This is a genomic window from Ramlibacter aurantiacus, assembly GCF_016722895.1.
Taxonomy (GTDB): Bacteria; Pseudomonadota; Gammaproteobacteria; order Burkholderiales; family Burkholderiaceae_C; genus Ramlibacter; species Ramlibacter aurantiacus.
The window spans coordinates 100,605-119,646 of the sequence record NZ_JAEQNA010000003.1; the positions used below are offsets into that span (position 1 = coordinate 100,605).

The 19,042-nt window shown below is 69.3% G+C and carries 18 protein-coding genes; 9 read left to right on the forward strand and 9 right to left on the reverse strand.

Annotated elements, in window-relative coordinates; genetic code table 11:
- Window positions 1-7 precede the first annotated feature (7 nt).
- Window positions 8-1,717 (reverse strand): single-stranded-DNA-specific exonuclease RecJ, encoded by a 1,710-nt coding sequence (recJ, locus tag JI739_RS10470; protein ID WP_201683844.1) that lies wholly within the window; start codon window positions 1,715-1,717, stop codon window positions 8-10.
- Window positions 1,714-2,655: a phosphoglycerate mutase gene (locus JI739_RS10475; protein ID WP_201683845.1), complete on the reverse strand. Its 942-nt coding sequence runs from the start codon at window positions 2,653-2,655 to the stop codon at window positions 1,714-1,716. The genes recJ and JI739_RS10475 overlap by 4 nt, the downstream gene beginning before the upstream one ends.
- A 71-nt stretch (window positions 2,656-2,726) precedes the next feature.
- Between JI739_RS10475 and JI739_RS10480 the strand changes: the two genes are divergently transcribed.
- A complete protein-coding gene (locus tag JI739_RS10480) occupies window positions 2,727-3,983 on the forward strand; it encodes a lipoprotein-releasing ABC transporter permease subunit (protein WP_201683846.1) in 1,257 nt (418 codons plus the stop codon).
- Complete coding sequence (lolD, locus tag JI739_RS10485; protein WP_201683847.1) at window positions 3,976-4,671, forward strand: lipoprotein-releasing ABC transporter ATP-binding protein LolD; 696 nt, start codon at window positions 3,976-3,978, stop codon at window positions 4,669-4,671. Before JI739_RS10480 ends, lolD begins: the two co-directional genes overlap by 8 nt.
- Window positions 4,672-4,690: 19 nt before the next feature.
- On the opposite strand, the gene JI739_RS10490 is transcribed toward lolD, so the two are convergent.
- From JI739_RS10490 to coxB, 3 genes are read right to left on the reverse strand one after another with little or no spacing between them, the layout of a single operon-like run.
- Window positions 4,691-5,035 carry a hypothetical protein gene (locus JI739_RS10490; protein WP_201683848.1) on the reverse strand — a complete coding sequence of 115 codons (345 nt, stop codon included), beginning with the start codon at window positions 5,033-5,035 and terminating at the stop codon, window positions 4,691-4,693.
- Window positions 5,036-5,040: 5 nt separating this feature from the next.
- Window positions 5,041-7,587 carry a cytochrome c oxidase subunit I gene (gene ctaD / locus JI739_RS10495; RefSeq protein ID WP_201683849.1) on the reverse strand — a complete coding sequence of 849 codons (2,547 nt, stop codon included), beginning with the start codon at window positions 7,585-7,587 and terminating at the stop codon, window positions 5,041-5,043.
- Entirely contained in the window at window positions 7,584-8,570 is a 987-nt protein-coding gene (gene coxB, locus JI739_RS10500; RefSeq protein ID WP_201683850.1) for a cytochrome c oxidase subunit II, read from the reverse strand. The genes ctaD and coxB overlap by 4 nt, the downstream gene beginning before the upstream one ends.
- Before the next feature lie 136 nt (window positions 8,571-8,706).
- Between coxB and JI739_RS10505 the strand changes: the two genes are divergently transcribed.
- Together JI739_RS10505 and JI739_RS10510 are read left to right on the forward strand one after the other, a co-directional pair.
- Window positions 8,707-9,078, forward strand: a complete 372-nt coding sequence (locus JI739_RS10505; protein ID WP_201683851.1) for a c-type cytochrome — start codon at window positions 8,707-8,709, stop codon at window positions 9,076-9,078.
- Entirely contained in the window at window positions 9,065-9,991 is a 927-nt protein-coding gene (locus JI739_RS10510) for a c-type cytochrome (protein ID WP_201683852.1), read from the forward strand. Before JI739_RS10505 ends, JI739_RS10510 begins: the two co-directional genes overlap by 14 nt.
- A 16-nt stretch (window positions 9,992-10,007) precedes the next feature.
- Here JI739_RS10510 and JI739_RS10515 read toward each other — a convergent pair whose 3' ends face one another.
- The 4 genes from JI739_RS10515 to JI739_RS10530 all read right to left on the reverse strand — a co-directional run bounded on the left by JI739_RS10515 (window position 10,008) and on the right by JI739_RS10530 (window position 14,165).
- Window positions 10,008-12,296 (reverse strand): RelA/SpoT family protein, encoded by a 2,289-nt coding sequence (locus tag JI739_RS10515; protein ID WP_201683853.1) that lies wholly within the window; start codon window positions 12,294-12,296, stop codon window positions 10,008-10,010.
- A 92-nt stretch (window positions 12,297-12,388) separates the two neighbouring features.
- A complete protein-coding gene (gene rpoZ, locus JI739_RS10520) occupies window positions 12,389-12,592 on the reverse strand; it encodes a DNA-directed RNA polymerase subunit omega (RefSeq protein WP_201683854.1) in 204 nt (67 codons plus the stop codon).
- 20 nt (window positions 12,593-12,612) lie between these two features.
- Window positions 12,613-13,233, reverse strand: a complete 621-nt coding sequence (gmk, locus tag JI739_RS10525; RefSeq protein ID WP_201683855.1) for a guanylate kinase — start codon at window positions 13,231-13,233, stop codon at window positions 12,613-12,615.
- 8 nt (window positions 13,234-13,241) lie between these two features.
- Window positions 13,242-14,165, reverse strand: coding sequence for a YicC/YloC family endoribonuclease (locus JI739_RS10530; RefSeq protein ID WP_201683856.1), 924 nt, complete (start codon window positions 14,163-14,165; stop codon window positions 13,242-13,244).
- Between the two features lie 90 nt (window positions 14,166-14,255).
- On the opposite strand from JI739_RS10530, the gene JI739_RS10535 reads away from it, so the two are divergent.
- The 5 genes from JI739_RS10535 to hemW all read left to right on the forward strand — a co-directional run bounded on the left by JI739_RS10535 (window position 14,256) and on the right by hemW (window position 18,940).
- A complete protein-coding gene (locus JI739_RS10535; RefSeq protein ID WP_201683857.1) occupies window positions 14,256-15,257 on the forward strand; it encodes a serine/threonine protein kinase in 1,002 nt (333 codons plus the stop codon).
- 205 nt (window positions 15,258-15,462) lie between these two features.
- Window positions 15,463-16,365 carry a PP2C family protein-serine/threonine phosphatase gene (locus tag JI739_RS10540; protein WP_201683858.1) on the forward strand — a complete coding sequence of 301 codons (903 nt, stop codon included), beginning with the start codon at window positions 15,463-15,465 and terminating at the stop codon, window positions 16,363-16,365.
- Window positions 16,366-16,387: 22 nt separating this feature from the next.
- Window positions 16,388-17,131 carry a ribonuclease PH gene (gene rph / locus JI739_RS10545; RefSeq protein ID WP_201683859.1) on the forward strand — a complete coding sequence of 248 codons (744 nt, stop codon included), beginning with the start codon at window positions 16,388-16,390 and terminating at the stop codon, window positions 17,129-17,131.
- 2 nt (window positions 17,132-17,133) lie between these two features.
- The gene (rdgB, locus tag JI739_RS10550; protein ID WP_201683860.1) at window positions 17,134-17,739 is read left to right on the forward strand and encodes an RdgB/HAM1 family non-canonical purine NTP pyrophosphatase; all 606 of its coding nucleotides are present in this window, start codon (window positions 17,134-17,136) and stop codon (window positions 17,737-17,739) included.
- Window positions 17,740-17,752: 13 nt separating this feature from the next.
- Window positions 17,753-18,940 (forward strand): radical SAM family heme chaperone HemW, encoded by a 1,188-nt coding sequence (gene hemW / locus JI739_RS10555; protein ID WP_201683861.1) that lies wholly within the window; start codon window positions 17,753-17,755, stop codon window positions 18,938-18,940.
- Window positions 18,941-19,042 lie beyond the last annotated feature (102 nt).

The following is a 19,042-nucleotide window of genomic DNA, read 5'->3' on the forward strand; positions in this document are numbered from 1 at the left end:
GGCGCGGTTACAGCTCGGCCCCCTCGATCAGGAAGCGCACCCGCCGCGCACCCTGCCACTCCTGCGCGTCGAGCCGGAACGCCAGCTTGGCCCGGCCCGGCAGTGGCTCGGTGCGGCCGAACCAGATGCCATCGACCGGCTGGCCGTGATGCTTCAGGCGCAGCGCCAGGTGCTTCTCGCCGACCAGCCGCTGCGACAGGATTTCCAGCTCCTCGCTGAACACGGGTGGGGCGAAGCCCTGGCCCCAGACCTGCTGGTCGAGCGTGTCCACCAGGTCCACGCGCCGCCACTCGGGCGCCAGCGGGCCGTCGGTGGCCAGCCGGCGCTGCAGCGTGGCGGTGTCCAGCCATTCGGCGGCGACCTGCGACAGCGCCTGCTCGAAGGTGTCCAGGTGTTCCTCGGCCACGGTGCACCCCGCCGCCATGGCATGGCCGCCGAAGCGCAGCAGCACGCCGGGATGGCGCTTGGCGACCAGGTCGAGTGCGTCGCGCAGATGGAAGCCCGGGATGCTGCGGCCCGAACCCTTGAGTTCGTGTTCCTTGCCGGGCGCCTGGCTGAGCGCGAAGACGAAGGTGGGCCGGTGCAGCTGGTCCTTGATGCGCGAGGCGACGATGCCCACCACGCCTTCGTGGAACTCGGGGTCGAACACGCACACCGCCGGTGGCGGCTCCTCGCCTTCCTCGAACAAGGCCTGCGCCAGCTCGAGCGCCTGCTCGCGCATGCCCCCCTCGATGTCGCGCCGCTCGCGGTTGATGCCGTCCAGCGTGCGGGCCAGTTCGTCGGCGCGGGCGGGGTCGTCGGTGAGCAGGCATTCGATGCCCAGCGTCATGTCCGAGAGCCGGCCCGCGGCGTTGATGCGCGGCCCGAGGGCGAATCCGAAATCGAAGGCGCTGGCCACCTCGTGCCGGCGCCCGGCCGTCTGGAACAGTGCGGCCAAGCCGCAGGGCAGGGCGCCGGCGCGGACCCGGCGCAATCCCTGCGCCACCAGGCGGCGGTTGTTGGCGTCCAGCCGCACCACGTCGGCCACGGTGCCCAGGGCCACCAGGGGCAGCAGGGCATCGAGCTTGGGTTGCGGCCGATCGCCGAAGGCGCCGCGGGCGCGCAGCTCGGCCCTCAGCGCCAGCAGCACGTAGAACATCACGCCCACGCCAGCGATGCACTTGCTGGGGAACTCGCAGCCCGGCTGGTTGGGATTGACGATCACGGCCGCCTCGGGAAGGCTGCTGCCGGGCAGGTGGTGGTCGGTCACCACGACCTGCAGGCCCAGGGCGTTGGCGGCGGCCACGCCGTCGAAGCTGGCGATGCCGTTGTCCACGGTGACCAGGACGTCGGCGCCGCGCTCGTGCACGCGCTGGGCGATGGACGGCGTGAGGCCGTAGCCGTCGACCACCCGATCGGGCACCAGGTAGTCGACGTGGCGCGCACCCAGCAGGCGCAGGCCGCGAACCCCCACCGCGCAGGCGGTGGCGCCGTCGCAGTCGTAGTCGGCCACGATGCACAGGCGCCGGTCGGCGGCCATGGCGTCGGCCAGGAACACCGCGGCCTCCTGGGCACCCTTGAGCGACACCGGCGGCAGCAGCAGCGACAGGGCATCTTCCAGTTCGTCGCGGCTGGCGATGCCGCGCGCGGCGAACAGCCGGGCCAGCAGCGGATGCAGGCCGGATTGCTCCAGGGCCCAGGCGGTACGGGGGTTGACGTCTCTCGGGATGATCTTCATGGGGAATCGAGCAACTGCGCCGCGGAGGGGGCGCGGCCGAACAGGCGGGACAGGCGCCCGGCCCAGCCGGCCCGGGCAGGGCCCCAGGTGCGGGCCAGCGCGACGCCGCACAGGGTGAGGGAGATGGGATCGTTCCGGTCGAGGGCGCGGGCCACGGGCGCCAGCACGTCGGCGTCCAGTGCCTGCCAGCGCTCGCGCCAGGCGGCCCAGTCGCCGGCCAGGGCCGGCTCGCGCAGGGCGTCGTGCACTTGCGGGCCTTCGGCCATCAGCGCGCCGGCGGGCAGCGCGCCCGCGCCGCTCACCCAGAACGAGTTGACCGGCACCAGGCCCTGCGCTTCGCGGGCGTCGTTGACGGGGTGGGTGTAGAGCAGCATCTGCACTTCCTGCTGCAGGCGGCGCAGTGTCCGCGCCTCGGGGCTGCGCGGCAGCCAGTCGTCCACGGTGCCGCCGGCGGCCCGGTCGAGCGAGGCGCAGGCGAGGCCCCGGAACATCTCGCCGGAGGCCAGCCAGCGGGTGGGGCCGCGGTAGTGCAGATCGATGCCGTCCTCGGCGGCGTAGGGGCGGATGGCCTCCAGCAGCTCGCGCGAGGCGGCTTCCTGCAGCTGCAGCGTGTGCGGCGGCGCCATGCGGATGCGGTCGCGGCCCACGGCCCAGTGGCAGGGGGTGAGCCAGGCCCAGGCGGCAGTGCCGGGGTCGTGGCCTTCGTGGCGCAGCCGCCAGGCGGCGTCGGCGATGCGGCCATCGCCTTGCCACAGCCCCCTGGCACGGGCCAGCACCCGCTCGTGCGGCGGTGTGAGGTCTTCAGGCGTGCCGGCGTCGGTGGCGCCCGGCGCCAGGCGGGTCACCAGGGCCCGCAGCCCGGGCAGCGCCAGCCCCTGCAGCGCCGCCTGGCAGGCCGCAGCGGAGCAGGCGGCGAAGGGCACGAGCAGATGAGGCATGGGCGCATTGTCCCGGATGCCACAATGGCGGCCCCTCCGACCGATCCCCCGAACGACGATATCTGCGCGGCATGCGAATTCCGTACGAACTGCTCCTGGGCTGGCGCTACACGCGGGCGGGCCGGGCCACCCGCCGCAACGGCTTCATTTCCTTCATCTCCGGCGTCTCCATGCTGGGCATCGCCCTGGGCGTGGCGGCGCTGATCATCGTGTTGTCGGTGATGAACGGCTTCCAGAAGGAGGTGCGCGACCGCATGCTGGGCGTGGTCTCGCACGTGGAGGTCTATGGCCCCGGTGGCGGCGTGCTGCCCGACCTGGAGCGCAGCCTGCGCGAGGTGCGCCAGCACCCGCAGGTGCAAGGCGCCGCGCCTTTCGTGGCGGCGCAGGCCCTGCTCGCGCGCGGCGAGGACATGCGCGGCACGCTGGTGCGCGGCATCGATCCGGTGCTGGAACCGCAGATCACCGAGGTTGCCGCGCAGTTGAAGGACACCGCGCTCAAGCGGCTGGTGCCGGGCGAGTTCGGCGTGCTGCTGGGTGGCGAGCTGGCGCGCAGCCTGGGCGTGCGCGAGGGCGATGCGGTGACGCTGGTGGCGCCCGGTGGCCAGGTGACACCGGCCGGTGTCGTGCCGCGCCTGCGCCAGGTGACCGTGGCGGGCACCTTCGACTCCGGCCACTTCGAGTACGACAGCGGCCTGGTGATGATGCACATCGAGGACGCGCAGCGCCTGTTCCGGCTGGAGGGGCCCACCGGTTTGCGCCTGAAGCTCGCCGACCTGCACCAGGCGCCTTCAGTGGGCGCCGAACTGGCCGAGCGCATGACCGGACCGGTGCTGGTGCGTGACTGGACGCGCCAGAACCGCACCTGGTTCGCGGCGGTGCAGCTGGAAAAACGCATGATGTTCATCATCCTGACCCTCATCGTGGCGGTGGCCGCGTTCAACCTGGTGAGCACGCTGGTGATGACCGTCACCGACAAGCGCGCCGACATCGCCATCCTGCGCACGCTGGGGGCCAGCCCGTCCAGCATCATGGGCATCTTCGTGGTGCAGGGCGCCACCGTGGGCGTGGTGGGCACGCTGGCCGGCCTGCTGCTCGGGCTGGGAGTGGCCCTGAACATCGACGTGCTCGTGCCGGCGCTCGAACAGGCGCTGGGGGCGAGCTTCCTGCCCAAGGACATCTACCTGATCAACCGCATGCCCAGCGATCCGCAAGCCAGCGACATCGTGCCGATCGCGGTGATCTCATTGGTGCTGGCCTTCCTGGCGACGCTCTATCCGAGCTGGCGCGCCAGCCGGGTCAATCCGGCGGAGGCGCTGCGCTATGAGTGAAGACTTGCGCGACCCCAACGGGCCGGTGCTGCAGGCCGAAGGCATCAGCAAGCGCTTCACCGAGGGCGGCCTCGACGTCGAGGTGCTGCGCGGGGTGGACCTGTCGGTGCATGCCGGCGACACGCTGGCCATCGTGGGGGCCTCGGGTTCGGGCAAGAGCACGTTGCTGCACGTGCTGGGCGGGCTCGATTCACCCTCGGCCGGGCGGGTGCTGCTGCACGGCCAGGACCTGGGCGCCCTGGGCCCGGCGGCGCAGGGGCGGCTGCGCAACCAGCACCTGGGCTTCGTCTACCAGTTCCATCACCTGCTGCCCGAGTTCTCGGCGCTGGACAACGTGGCCATGCCGCTGCGTATCCGGCGCGAGCCGGTCGAGCAGTGCCACGCCGAGGCCCAGCGCACGCTGGAGGCGGTGGGCCTGGGCGGGCGCCTGAAGCACCGGCCGTCCGAGTTGTCGGGCGGTGAGCGCCAGCGGGTGGCGATCGCGCGAGCCCTGGTCACGCGGCCGGCCTGCGTGCTGGCCGACGAGCCCACCGGCAACCTCGACCGGCAGACCGCCGAAACCGTGTTCGACCTGATGCTGCAGCTGTCCCGAGACATCGGCACCGCGTTCATCCTGGTCACGCACGACGAATCGCTGGCCGCGCGATGCGGCCGGCAGCGGCGATTGGCGGGCGGTCGGCTCGGGTGAGTGCCTGGCGCCGGCGCGATCACACGCAGCTCGGGACCAGCCAGACCACCGCCGTTTCCCACACCACGCCCACCGCCGACAGCAGCGCCACGCCGAGTGTGAAGGCGGCGACGAAGCCGCTGTCGCCGGCTTCGTTGCGGCGCGGCCAGGCCCTGGCGGTGGACCAGGCGATCAGTGCCAGGGCCAGCACGCCGGCGGCCGCGACGCCCCAGGTGGTGGCCGGCACGCCCCACCAGCGCCAGTCGGCCTGCGGCCGGGCGCACACCACGCCGGCGAAGCCGTAGATCAGCACGAAGTGCAGCGCCCATACGATCGCCGGTGCGCAGGACTGCAGCAGCACGCGGGAGAACGAGGGGCGCTCCATGCTCGTCATCCGGCCAGCCGTGGGAAGCCGTGGATCACCACCAGCCCGACCAGCCCCTGCGCCACCACGTACACCCAGTACAGCTGGGTGTTCTCGTAGCTCACGCGACGCCGCGCGTGCATCAGGCCCGCGGCCAGGCGCGCCATGCAGTAGCCGCCCATGAAGCTCATGATCACCACGTAGAAGCCTTGCAGCGAAAGGATGGTGTAGACCACCGCGCCGTAGGCCGAGTCGGTGGGTGCGATGCCGGCGGACGACTGGTTGGCCAGGTCGCCGGCCAGCGCGATCCACAGCAGCACGATGGCGCTGCCGATGGCCAGCTGCAGCGGCCACCGGCGCGTGCCGTCCTGGCGGCGCAGCCGGCGGCCGGCCCAGACGATGAGGGCGCCGCTGGCCCCTTGCAGCGCCGCCGATCCCAGCGCCCAGCCCAGCTGCGGCAACTGCCCGGGAGAAGGCCAGATCTCCGGGGAGACCGTCCACAGGAACATGTACGAGAACACCAGCGACGCGAAGATCGACCCGGACACGATCACCAGGACCATCATCGCCCACCACGAATGCGAGGTCGGGCCCTGCTGGTAGACCTCCAGCCGGATGCCGCCGCCGATGTCGACCGGCGGATGCGAGTAGCCCGGATCGGTCGACCAGACCCAGCGCAACACCGAGGCGATGGCGACCAGGCCGCAGGCCGCGGCCAGCCACACCAGCTTGACGGTCAGCAGCAGGAAGAAGCCCGCGGTGAACACGGCGGCCAGGAAGGGCGACCAGCCGTAGCCCGGCATCTGCAGCAGGTACTGCGGCTTGGCCCCCAGTGCGCTGGTGACGATGGTCTCGCGCCCACCCGTGGGCGCATTGGGCAGGTAGTAGTGGCCCTGCTCGACATCGCGCGAGAGATTCGGCTGGTCCCACAGCGGTTCGCGGCTGGTGACGAAAGGGATGCTGCGGTTGGAGTAGTTGTCGTTGGGCAGCCACTCCATGGTGCCGGCGTTCCACACGTTGCCGGCGTTGCTGCCGCCCATGCGGAAGTGCATGGCCAGGTCGACCAGGAACACCGCGACGCCCGCGGCGATCAGGTAGGCGCCCACGGTGGACAGCATGTTCAGCGTGCCCCATCCCATCTCCGCCGGGTAGGTGTACACGCGCCGCGGCATGCCTTCGAGCCCGGCGATGTGCATGGGGAAGAAGGCCAGGTTGAAGCCGATGAACATGAGCGCGAAGCACCAGCGGCCCATGCGCTCGGACATGCGCCGCGAACTCGCGTAGGGCATCCAGTAGTAGAAGGCGCCGAACAGCGGGAACACCATGCCGCCGATCAGCACGTAGTGCAGGTGGGCCACGATGAAATAGGTGTCGTGGGCCTGCCAGTCGAAGGGCACCACCGCCACCATCACGCCGGTCAGGCCGCCCAGCACGAAGATGAACAGGAAGCCCAGCACGAACAGCGTGGGCGTGTCCATCGGGTTGAGCTTTTTCGCCGCCGCCAGCGTGGCGATCCAGGCGAACACCTGGATGCCGCTGGGCACCGCCACCGCCATGCTGGCGGCCGAGAAGAAGCTCAGCGACAGCTGCGGGATGCCGGTGGCGAACATGTGGTGCACCCACAGCCCGAAGCTCAGGAAGCCGGTGGCCACCAGCGCGATCACGACCAGCCGATAGCCCACCAGCGGGCGCTGGGCCATGGTGGGCACGATCATGGACACCATGCCCGCGGCGGGCAGGAAGATGATGTAGACCTCGGGGTGGCCGAAGATCCAGAACAGGTGCTGCCACAGCAGCGGGTCGCCGCCGTAGTCGGCCAGGAAGAAGGGCCACCGGAAGGCCCGCTCCAGCTCCAGCAGGATGGTGCCCAGGATCACCGCCGGGAACGCGAAGATGATCATGCCGGCGAGCACCAGCATCGACCAGGCGTAGATCGGCAGCTTGTCCAGCGTCATTCCGGGGGCGCGCGTGCGCAGGATGCCCACCACGATCTCGATGGCCCCGGCAATGGCCGAGATCTCGATGAAACCGATGCCCAGCAGCCAGAAGTCGGCGTTGTGCCCCGGCTCGTACTCGTAGCTGGTGAGCGGCGGGTACATGAACCAGCCGCCGCGCGGTGCCAGGTCGAAGAAGATGCTGCAGAAGAACACCGTGCCGCCCACGAAGTAGGCCCAGAACGCGAAAGCGCTCAGGCGCGGAAAGGGCAGGTCGCGCGCGGCCAGCATGTTGGGCAGCAACAGCACGCCGACCGCCTCCACCATGGGCACCGCGAACAGGAACATCATCATGGTCCCGTGCATGGTGAACAGCTGGTTGTAGAGGTTGTGGCCGACCAGGTCGTTGTCGGGCACGGCCAGCTGCGTGCGCATCAGCAGCGCCAGCAGGCCCGCCAGCACGAAGAACATCAGCGCGGCCCCGATGTAGAAGGAGCCGACATAGTTGTTGTTCACAACGGTGACGAACTTCAGGCCCGATGGCGGCGCCCAGATCCGCTTGAGCTGGTCCAGTTCCTTGGCATCGTCGCGCGGCCCCGGATTGGGCAGCCGGCTGTAGTCGATCTCGTGCTCGCTCATGGTCGCAGGCTCGCCAGCCAGGCCGCCAGCGCGCGCAACTCGTCCGGCGAGAACACCCGATAGGCTGGCATCCGCGCCCCCGGCTTGATCTGCTGCGGGTCGCTGATCCAGCCGGCCAGCGTGCCTTCGTTGTTGGGCACGGTGGCGGCGGCCAACCAGGCCCGGGCGCCGACGTGGGTGAGGTCGGGTCCGAGGCGGCCTTCGGCGGCGGTGCCACGCACGGTGTGGCACAAGCCGCAGCGGTTGGCCAGGAAGAGTCGCTGGCCCAGCGCCAGCTCGGGGCTGGTGGGGTTCGGCGCTGGCCGGCGCTGGTCGGCCAGCCAGCGCGCGAATTCGGCCGCAGGCTGCGCGACCACGTAGAACGCCATGCGCGCGTGCTGGGCACCGCAGTACTCGGCGCACTGGCCGCGGAACACCCCGGGTGCATCGGCGGTGAGCCTCAGCCGGTTGAGGTGGCCAGGAACCATGTCCAGCTTGCCCGCCAGGTTGGGCACCCAGAAGCTGTGGATCACGTTGTCGGACTTCAGCGTGAGCTCGACCGGCCGCCCGGCGGGAATGTGGATCTCGTTGGCGGTCTCCAGAAGCACCGCGCCGCTGTCGTCGATATAGCGCACTCGCCACCACCACAGCTCGCCGGTCACCTCGACCCGCAGCGCGCCGGACGCCGTGGGCCGAGCCAGTGGCGCGCTTGCTTGCAGCGTGTAGACCAGCAGGGCCGTCAGCACGACGATCGGGAACACGATGCCGCCGCCCACGATCCAGCGCCGCTGCGCGAGCGCGCCGCGCATCCGGGTCGGGCCGAAGACGGCGATCGCCGCCACGGCCACCACGCCCGCGAAGATCACGGCGCCGCCCACGATGAGCACCCAGGTGATCTCCAGCAGCGGCGCGGCCGACTCGCCGTGCGCCTGCAGCGCCGACTGCACGCCGGCGCGCACCGGCGGTGCGGCGTTGGGCAGGGGGGAAGGCGGCGCGGCGGTCATGGAGCGGCAGCGGGGTGGCTCCTGATCATTCAGGAAACGGCCGGGCCTGAGGGGTCACGACGCGATGCGACTTTCAATTGCGCTCTTTTGTTACGTTCAGCCCCGGCCCAGCCACCGGCCCGGAAAAATCGGCCTCATGTTCCGCCCCCGCACCTTCACGCTGGCGCTGGCGCTGTGCGGCGCCGCGATGGGCGGGTGTGGCGACGGGCAGCGGCCCCGGGTGGAAGGTGGGACGGCCGATGCCGGCAAGCTGGCGATCCAGCGGCATGGCTGTGTAGCCTGCCATTCGGTCCCGGGCATTGCCGGAGTGTCCGCGAACGTGGGGCCGCCGCTCGGGGCCATGGGGCAGCGCGGCTACCTGGCCGGCGTGATCGCCAACACGCCCGAGAACCTGGTGCGCTGGATCCGCAACCCCACCGGCGTCGACCCCCGCACCGCGATGCCGGACCTGGGGATTTCCGAACGCGAGGCGCGCGACATCGCCGCCTATCTCTATGAACGCACCTGAGGCCCGCCCACCGCTCACGGTGCGTGTGCGCACGCTGGCCATCGCCTTGCTGGCCCTGGTGGTGTGCGTCGTCGCAGGCCTGGTCCTGGTCGTGCAGCTCGGCGTGTACGACGTGGCGGCCACCCACCAGCACCTGGCGCCGGTCTACAAGCTGTTGCATCACGCGATGGCCCGCTCCGTGCAGGCCCGCGCGGATCAGGCTCCGCCAGCGGACCTGGACGAGCCGTCGCGCGTCGAGCAAGGTGCGGTGCTGTACCAGGGGCACTGCCTGCAGTGCCATGGAGCTCCCGGCGTGCCGCCGGAGCCGTTCGCCTTGGGACTACGGCCCAAGCCGGTCAACCTGGTGCCGGCTGCGCGCGAGTGGACGGCCGGCGAGATCTTCTGGACCATCAAGCACGGGATCAAGATGACCGGCATGCCCGGTTGGAAGTACCGGATGGCCGACGCCGACATCTGGAGCGTGGTGGGCTTCGTGCGTGCAATGGCCGTGCTATCGCCGAACGAATATGCCGCGATGATGCGGCGGCTGCCGGAGCACCGGCACCCGATGATGGCGTCCGGCGAGACAGCCAGCGCGGCGCGGCAAGCGCGCGCCGAACCCGCCGCGGCCCAGCTGCCCACCAGCCTGGGCAGCGTGGCGGAGGGCCGTCTCAAGATCGACGCCTTCCTGTGCGCGACGTGCCATGTGATTCCCGGTGTCGTGGGGGCAGGCTTCCACGTCGGGCCGCCGCTGGCGGGCGTGGGGCAAAGGGCCTTCATTGCCGGGGTGGTGCCGAACCAGCCGGAGAACCTGGTGCGCTTCCTGCTGAATCCGCCGGCCGTCGCGCCGGGTACGGCCATGCCGCCACTGGGCCTGAGCGAGGAAGACGCGCGCGACATCGCGGCCTTCCTGTACACGTTGCGGACCCCTTGATGCGGCGCCGGTGCGCCTACTTGCCGGGCCGCGGCCGCCTGACTTGAATGACGGCCGGCGTGCGCCGCAGGGTGCGCATGGCGGCATCGAGGTGCGCGCGGTCGCGCACGGCGACCACGAAGCGCAGGTCGCAGGCTTCCTGGCCCCGCTCGTCACCCATGTCCACGTGGGTGATGTCCGCTTCAGCGCTGGCGAGGGCCGACGCCACGCGGGCCAGCACGCTCTTGCCGTTGACCACGGTGACCAGCAGCAGCGTCTCGAAGGGGCGCACGGTTTCCTCGGCCCACTCGACGCCGATGAAGCGCTCGGCGTCCTTGTGCTGCAGGCGCCGGGCCACGCCGCAATCGTCGGTGTGGACCACCAGGCCCTCGCCGCGGCCCAGGTAACCCAGGATGCGGTCACCCGGCACCGGGCGGCAACAGGTGGCGTATTGCACCGAGGCGTTCTCGCTGCCGTCGAGCGTGACCGCTCCCTGCGACACGTTCTCGTGCGCGGTGAAGCGCTCGCGGGTGATGAGCAGGGCGTCGCGCTTGCCACCGGTCTCGGCCAGCAGGTTCACCAGCCGCTTGGCCACGATGCTCGCGATGCGCTTGCCCAGGCCCAGGTCGGTCAGCAGTTCGTCGCGGGTGCGGTTGCCGGTGAAGCGCAGCAGCTTGTCCCACAGCACCTGGTTGTCGGCGTCGGCGGCCGGCAGTCGCTGGAAGCCCTCGGCCCGAAGGGCCTGCGTGAGCAGCTTCTCGCCCAGGTCGCGCGACTCGGCCTGTGCCAGCCCCTTGAGCTGGTGGCGGATCTTGGAGCGGGCCCGCCCGGTGCGCACGAAACCCAGCCACGCCGGATTGGGCGCGGCAACCGACGCGGTGACCACCTCGACGACATCGCCGTTGTTCAGCTCCGTGCGCAGCGGAACCTGCTCGCCGTTGATCTTGGCGGCGACGGTGCGGTCGCCGATGTCGCTGTGGATCGCATAGGCGAAATCGACCACCGTGGCTCCGCGCGGCAGCGCCATGATCTGGCTGCGCGGTGTGAACACGTACACGGCGTCGGGGAAGAGGTCGATCTTGACGTGGTCCCAGAACTCGGCGGCATCGCGCGTCTCGTGCTGGATGTCCAGCAGCGATTGCAGCCACTTCGTGCCCAGGCGATCGGCCGACCCGTCGTGCTCGCCGGTGCTGGCCTTGTAGAGCCAATGCGCGGCCACGCCGGACTCGGCCACGACGTGCATGGCCTCGGTGCGGACCTGGAACTCGACGTTGACACCGGATGGCCCGACCAGCGTGGTGTGCAGCGACTGGTAGCCGTTGACCTTGGGAATGGCGATGTGGTCCTTGAACCGGCCGGGTACCGGTTTGTACAGCTGGTGCAGCACGCCCAGGGCCGTGTAGCACTCGATCACCGATGGCACGATCACGCGGAAGCCGTAGATGTCGGTCACCTGCGCGAAGCTCAGGTGCTTGTCGTCCATCTTGCAGTAGATCGAATAGAGCGTCTTCTCCCGGCCAGCCAGCCCGATGCGGATGCCGGCGGCATCGAAGGCCTGCTCGACCTCGCGCTGCACCTTCTGGATGAGGTCGCGTCGGCGGTTGCGCGCCTTGGCCACGGCCTTGCTCAGCACCTGGTGCCGCCATGGCATGAGGTAGCGGAACGCCAGCTCCTGCAGCTCGCGGTAGGTCTGGTTCAGGCCCAGCCGGTGCGCGATGGGGGCGTAGATGTCCAAGGTCTCCGAGGAAATGCGCGACCACTTGGCACGCGGCATGTCCTCCAGCGTGCGCATGTTGTGCGTGCGGTCGGCCAGCTTGATGAGGATGACCCGCACGTCGCGCGCCATCGCCAGCAGCATCTTGCGGAAGGACTCGGCCTGGTTCTCCTCGCGGGTGTCGAACTGCAGCTTGTCGAGCTTGGTCAGGCCGTCGACCAGTTCGGCCACCTGCACGCCGAAGCGCTCGATGAGCTCGGGCTTGGTGACCCCGCAATCCTCGATCGCATCGTGCAGCAGGGCCGCCATCAAGGCCTGGGCGTCGAGCTTCCACTCGGCGCATTGGGCGGCCACCGCGATGGGGTGCGTGATGTACGGTTCGCCGCTGGCGCGCAACTGGCCCAGGTGCGCCTCGTCGGCGAAGCGGTAGGCCTGACGGACCTGCTCGACATCGGCGGGGTCCAGATAGTCGAGCTTGGCGGTCAGGGCGGCGAAGCTTGCTGCCGCCGCGTTGGCCACGGCGTGCGCGGCGGCCGCAGTGGGTCGATCGGGCGCGCCGGCGGTGGCGGTCCGTTTGCGCTTGTCGGAGGAGGAGTCGAGCACGGCGCTCATGCCCTAAATGTAGCGTGGGGCTCGCCGGGCCAGTCCCGCCCATGAAAAAGGCACCGCGCGCGGTGCCTTTTTCATGAACTTGTATCGGGCGGTCAGCCGGGGACCTTCTTGAGCATCTCCAGACCCACCTTGCCTTCGGCGATTTCGCGCAAGGCAGTGACGCCCGGCTTGTTCTTGCTCTCGATCCTGGGCGTATGGCCCTGGCTCAGCATGCGTGCGCGGTAGGTGGCGGCCAGCACGAGCTGGAAGCGATTGGGGATCCTGTTCAGGCAGTCTTCGACGGTGATGCGGGCCATGAAGCGACTCCGTTGGGTGTTCAGATGATGTTGAGGGCCTTGAAGGTGTCGGCCCGGATGCGCCGCTGCGACGAGAACTTCAGTCGTTGGGCGTGGACGATGGCTTTGAGGTCGAACAGCGCGCGCTCGAAAAGCTCGTTGATTATCACATAGTCGAATTCACGGGCCTGGGCCATCTCCTCGGCGGCGTTGGTCAGGCGGGTCTCGATCACCTCGGCCGAATCCTCGCCGCGGCGCTCGAGGCGGGCGCGCAGTTCGTCCCAGCTGGGCGGCAGGATGAAGATCAGCACCGCGTTGGCGAAGATGCGCTTGATCTGCAGCGCACCCTGGTAGTCGATCTCAAGGATCACGTCGGCCCCGGCCGCGATGCGATCCTCCACGGCCTTCTTGGAGGTGCCGTAACGGTTGCCGTGCACGTGCGCCCATTCGATGAAGGCGCCGCCCGCGACCATGGCGTCGAACTCTTGCGGCGATACGAAGAAATACTCGCGTCCGTGCTTTTCCTGCCCCCGCGGAGGCCGGGTGGTGTGCGAGACCGAGGGCTGCACCTGGGCATCGAGTTCCATCAACGCCTTGACCAGGCTGGACTTGCCCGCGCCACTCGGAGCGGCGACGACGAAGAGGTTGCCGGGGTATTCCACAGGGGGTCCTATTCGATGTTCTGGACTTGCTCGCGCATTTGCTCGATGAGCACCTTCATGTCCACCGAGATGCGCGTGAGTTCCAGCGTGGCCGACTTGGAGCCGAGCGTGTTGGCCTCGCGGTGCAGTTCCTGGATCAGGAAGTCCAGCCGCTTGCCGACTTCGCCCCCCTTGTCCAACAGGCGCGCGATCTCGTCCAGATGCGCGGTGAGCCGGGTCAGTTCCTCGGCCACGTCGATGCGGATCGCGAACGCGGTGGCCTCGGACAGGGCGCGGTCCTGCGCGGCCTCGGCCTGCGTGGGCGCGCCGGCGCTGCCGCCCAGGGCCATGGCTTCCCGCCAGCGCTCCAGGAATCGCTGCCGCTGCTGCTCGACCAGCTGCGGCACGAGCGGGCGGGCCTGCGCGGCGAGATCGCGCAACCGGGCCAGGTGGCCGCGCAGCATCTGCACCAGCCGTTCGCCCTCACGGGCGCGGGCGGCGACCAGGTCGTCCAGCGTGCGCGCTGCCAGGGACTGCACCGTGGGCCCCCAGTCGGCCGCGCCGGTCTCCGGGGTGGCCAGGCGCAGCACGTCGGCCACGCTCAGGGGGCGGGCCTGCGGCAGCCAGCCGAGCACCATGTCCTGCAAGGCGCCCAGTCGCTGCAATTGGCGCGCGCCCGGCTCGCGCAGGCCCTCGCCACTCGTGGCCTCGAGCCCGGCGCGCACTTCGACCTTGCCGCGTTTCAACCTCGATTGCAGCAGCTCGCGCAACGGCGGCTCGAACGCCCGCAGGTCTTCGGACAAGCGGAACGTGAGGTCGAGGAAGCGGCTGTTGACCGAGCGGATCTCCATGCCCAGGACCCGCCCTGGCGCAGGTGTTGCGTCCCCGGCAACCGGCGCCTGCGGCCCGTTGAGTTGGGCGCTTGCGTAACCGGTCATGCTGTAAACTGGCATCGAGGATTCTCAGGAGTCGTTTCGCTGTCGTAGGGGGCGGGCTGGCTGTAGTCGACGGGCCCTCGCCACAACCGCGCCAAGCCCCAAATTATGTCAAAGGTCAAACCTGCGCCCCTGCCGCCCGACACCGTCATCGGTGGCTACAGGGTAGTACGCAAGCTCTCCGCAGGTGGCTTCGGAATGGTCTACCTGGCCATCGACAGCGAAGGCCAGCAGGTCGCGGTCAAGGAGTACCTGCCGTCGTCGCTCGCCAGCCGGCAGCCGGGCGAATTGCTCCCCCAGGTCGTCCCCGAGAAACTCTCCCTGTACCGCCTCGGCCTGAAGAGCTTCTTCGAGGAAGGCCGCTCCCTGGCGCAGATCTCGCATGCTTCAGTGGTGAGCGTGCTCAATTTCTTTCGCGAGAACGAAACCGTCTACATGGTGATGAACTACCTGGAGGGCGCGACCCTGCAGGACTTCATCATCACCGCGCGCGAACTGAAGAAGCAGAAGGTGTTCCGCGAGTCCACCATCCGCTCCCTGTTCGACGAGATCCTGCGCGGGCTTCGCATCGTGCATCAGCACAAGATGCTGCACCTGGACATCAAGCCGGCCAACATCTTCATCACCGACGACAACCGGGCGGTGATGATCGACTTCGGTGCGGCCCGCGAAGTGCTCTCCAAGGAAGGCAATTTCATCCGGCCCATGTACACACCCGGCTTCGCCGCGCCTGAGATGTACCGGCGGGATTCGTCCATGGGCCCCTGGACCGACATCTACGCCATCGGCGCCTGCATCTATGCCTGCATGCAGGGTTACCCGCCCAACGACGCGCCGCAGCGACTCGAGAAGGACCGCCTGGGCCTGGCGCTGTCGCGCCTGCGCGGCGTCTACTCCGACAACCTGATCGAGGTGGTGGAATGGTGCATGTCGCTCGACGCACTGTCCCGTCCTCAATCGGTGTTCGCGCTGCAAAAGGAACTGAGCCGGGAAGGCGAGCGCCGTTACACCAAGCTCAGCGTGGCCGAGAAGATGCGGCTGCAGTTCGACAACATCGTGTCCGACACCCGCAAGACGGTTCGTATGGGCACCAACTTCGGCAAGAGATGATGTCCCCCGAAGCGGCTTCGCCGTGCCCCCTCGGGCGGTGCCCTCTCCCCCACCAGGGGGGCGCCGCCAGGGGCCTGGCGAAGCCGGTTCACCGGTGGCACTGGAAGGGCCTGCCGCTGCGCGGCGGCCTCGTGCGGCCAGGCTTAGGCGGCGATGTCGGGCACGGCGTGGCCGGGAGCAAAGCCCTCGGTATCAGGAGTGCTCGATGAAGTTCTCGGTTTTCCAGGTGAGCCGCAAAGGCGGTCGTGAGCGCAACGAGGACCGCATGGGCTACGCCTACACGCGCGAGTCGGGCTTGTTCCTGCTGGCCGATGGCATGGGCGGACATCCCGAAGGCGAAGTGGCCGCGCAGCTCGCCCTGCAAACCATCTCCGCGCTGTTCCAGCGCGAGGCGCGCCCGCTCGTGCGGGACCCCGTAGAGTTCCTGTCCGCCGCGCTGATGGCGGCGCACACGCAGATCGTGCGTTACGCCAGCGAGCGCGGCATGCTCGACACCCCGCGCACCACGCTGGTGGCCGCTGTCGTCCAGGACTCGGCCGCCACCTGGGTGCATTGCGGCGATTCGCGGCTTTATGTGGTGCGCAACGGCCAGCTCGTCACCCGCACCCGCGACCACTCCTACATGGAGCAGCATGCCGCCGGTGTGATCCGCATGGAGCAGATCAACCGCAACATCCTGTTCACCTGCCTGGGCTCGCCCAGCAAGCCGGTGTACGACATCAGCGGGCCCATGGCCTTGCAGCAGGGCGACAAGATCATGCTGTGCTCCGATGGTCTGTGGGGCAGCCTGCCCGACACCGAGATCGTGCAGCAGCTGTCCGACCAGCCGGTGGCCCAGGCCGTGCCCGACCTGGTTGAATCCGCACTGCGCAGCGGCGGCCCGCATTCGGACAACGTCACGGTCATCGCCGTCGAGTGGGAGATGCCCGACACCTTCGAGTCCACCCACGGCGTCTCCACCGACAGCATCAGCAACGGCGTGTTCGCCTCCACCATCCAGGCGGGCGTGCTCGACACGCTGGTCGACGACCTGGACGATGCCGCCATCGAGCGGTCCATTGCCGAGATCAACGAGGCCATCCGGCGCTCCGCGGCCCGCAAGGGCTAGCTTCCCCCGTTTTCCTTCTGTCATGACTTCTTTCATCCGCAGCGGCCAGCGTGCCGCCGACCAGCTTCGCCCCGTTCGACTCACGCGCGGCTTCACCATCCATGCCGAAGGCTCGGTGCTGGTCGAGTTCGGCCAGACCCGCGTGCTGTGCACCGCGTCCGTCGAAGAAAAGGTGCCGCCCCACAAGCGAGGCAGCGGCGAAGGCTGGGTGACGGCCGAATACGGCATGCTGCCCCGCGCCACGCATACGCGTGGCGACCGCGAAGCCGCGCGCGGCAAGCAAAGCGGACGCACCCAGGAAATCCAGCGCCTGATCGGGCGCTCGCTGCGCGCGGTGTTCGACCTGTCGGCGCTGGGCGAGCGCACCATCGCGCTCGATTGCGACGTGCTGCAGGCCGATGGTGGCACCCGCACCGCCGCCATCACCGGCGCTTTCGTCGCCGCGCAGGACGCGGTCAACCTGCTGCTCGCGCGCGGCAAGCTGGCGGCTTCGCCGATCCGCGGCCCCGTGGCGGCGGTGTCGGTCGGCCTCGTCGAAGGCACGCCGCTGCTCGACCTCGAGTACACCGAAGACGTGGCCTGCGGCACCGACATGAACGTGGTGATGACCGGCGAAGGCCACTTCGTCGAGGTGCAGGGCACCGCCGAAGGCGTGCCCTTCACCCGCGCCGAGATGAACGAACTGCTGCGGCTGGCCGAAAAAGGCATCTCCGAACTGATCGACGCCCAACGCCAGGCGCTCGCGCTGCCCCTCGGCGCAGGCTGACCATGCCGCCGCGCCTGGTGCTCGCATCCAACAACCGGGGCAAGCTGGCCGAGTTGCAGGCCATGCTGGTTCCGCTGGGCATCGAGCTGGTGGCCCAGGGCGAACTCGGCATCGGTGAGGCCGAGGAGCCCCATCGCACCTTCGTCGAGAACGCGCTGGCCAAGGCGCGCCATGCGGCGCGCGAGAGCGGGCTGCCGGCCCTGGCCGACGACGCCGGCCTGTGCGTCGACGCCTTCGGCGGCCTGCCCGGCGTGGACACCGCCTACTACGCCACCCAGTTCGGCTATCCCAAGGGTGACGACCACAATGTGCGCGCCCTGCTGGAGCAGATGCAGGGCGTGGACAACCGGCGCGCGGCGCTGGTCAGCACGCTCGTGGCGCTGCGCAGCGCCGATGATCCCGAGCCCTTGATTGCCGTGGGGCGCGCGGTGGGTGAGATCACCCGCCAGCCCGTCGGCGAGCATGGTTTCGGGTTCGATCCGGTCATGTACATCCCGGCCTTCGGCAAGACCTTCGCCCAGCTGCCGCCGGAGGTGAAGAACGCCAACAGCCACCGCGGCCTGGCGGCGCGGCAGATGGTGGCGCTCATGAAAGAGCGCTGGGCTTGAGAAGGAGGTCGCGATGACCGACGTGCAGCACTATCTGCGCCCCGGCACCCTGCAGCTGCCGGCCCTGCCGCCGCTATCGGTCTACGTGCACCTGCCCTGGTGCCTGCGCAAGTGCCCTTACTGCGACTTCAACTCGCACGAGGCGAGCTCCGGCGAACTGCCCGAGCAGCGCTACCTCGATGCGCTCGTGGCGGACCTCGAACAGGCCTTGCCCCTGGTGTGGGGGCGCACGGTGCACAGCATCTTCATCGGCGGCGGCACCCCCAGCCTGTTCTCGCCAGCCGGCATCGACCGGCTGCTGGGTGACATGCGCGCGCGGCTCAAGCTCGATGCCGAATGCGAGATCACGCTCGAGGCCAACCCCGGAACCTTCGAGAAGGACCGCTTCAAGGCCTTTCGGGCCGCCGGTGTCACCCGCCTGTCGGTCGGCGTGCAAAGCTTCAACGACGCGCACCTGCGCGCGCTCGGCCGGGTGCACGACCGGGCGCAGGCCATCGCCGCCTGCGAAGAGGCGCAGCTGGCCTTCGACACCTTCAACCTCGACCTGATGTATGCGCTGCCCGGCCAGAGCCTGGCGCAGCTCGAGGCCGACGTGACCCAGGCGATGGCCTTGTTGCCCCCGCACCTGTCGATCTACCACCTCACGCTCGAACCCAACACCTACTTCGCCAAGTTCCCGCCGCAACTGCCGCCCGAGGACACCGCCTACGCCATGCTCGATCGCATCACCGAGATGACCGAGGCGGCGGGGCTGGCGCGCTACGAAGTCTCGGCGTACGCCAAGCCGGGGCATCGCTGCTGGCACAACCTCAACTACTGGCAGTTTGGCGACTACCTGGGGCTGGGCGCGGGCGCGCACGGCAAGCTCAGTTTCCCGCACCGCGTCGTCCGCCAGGTGCGCTGGCGCGAGCCCAAGCTGTACATGGACAAGGCCTTGTCCGGCACGCCGGTGGCCCAGGAGCACGAAGTCGCGCGGGCGGACCTGCCGTTCGAGTTCGTGATGAACGCCCTGCGGCTGAAGGAGGGCTTCAGCCTGCGGGACTTCAGCGATCGCACCGGGCTGCCACCGACCGTGCTGCAGCAGGGGCTGGCCGATGCCGAGTCCAAAGGGCTGGTCGAGCGCACCCTGGATCGCGTCCGCCCCACCGTGCGCGGCTTCGATTTTCTTTCCGACTTACAGGCGCTTTTCCTTCCCGGTTGAACCACGGCGCGGCTGCACTAGTGCAGATTGGCGGCTGTTACAAGTTACAGCTTGCAACAGGAAACACATTTACTGTTAGAGTTCGCACCTGGCTTGTAACGA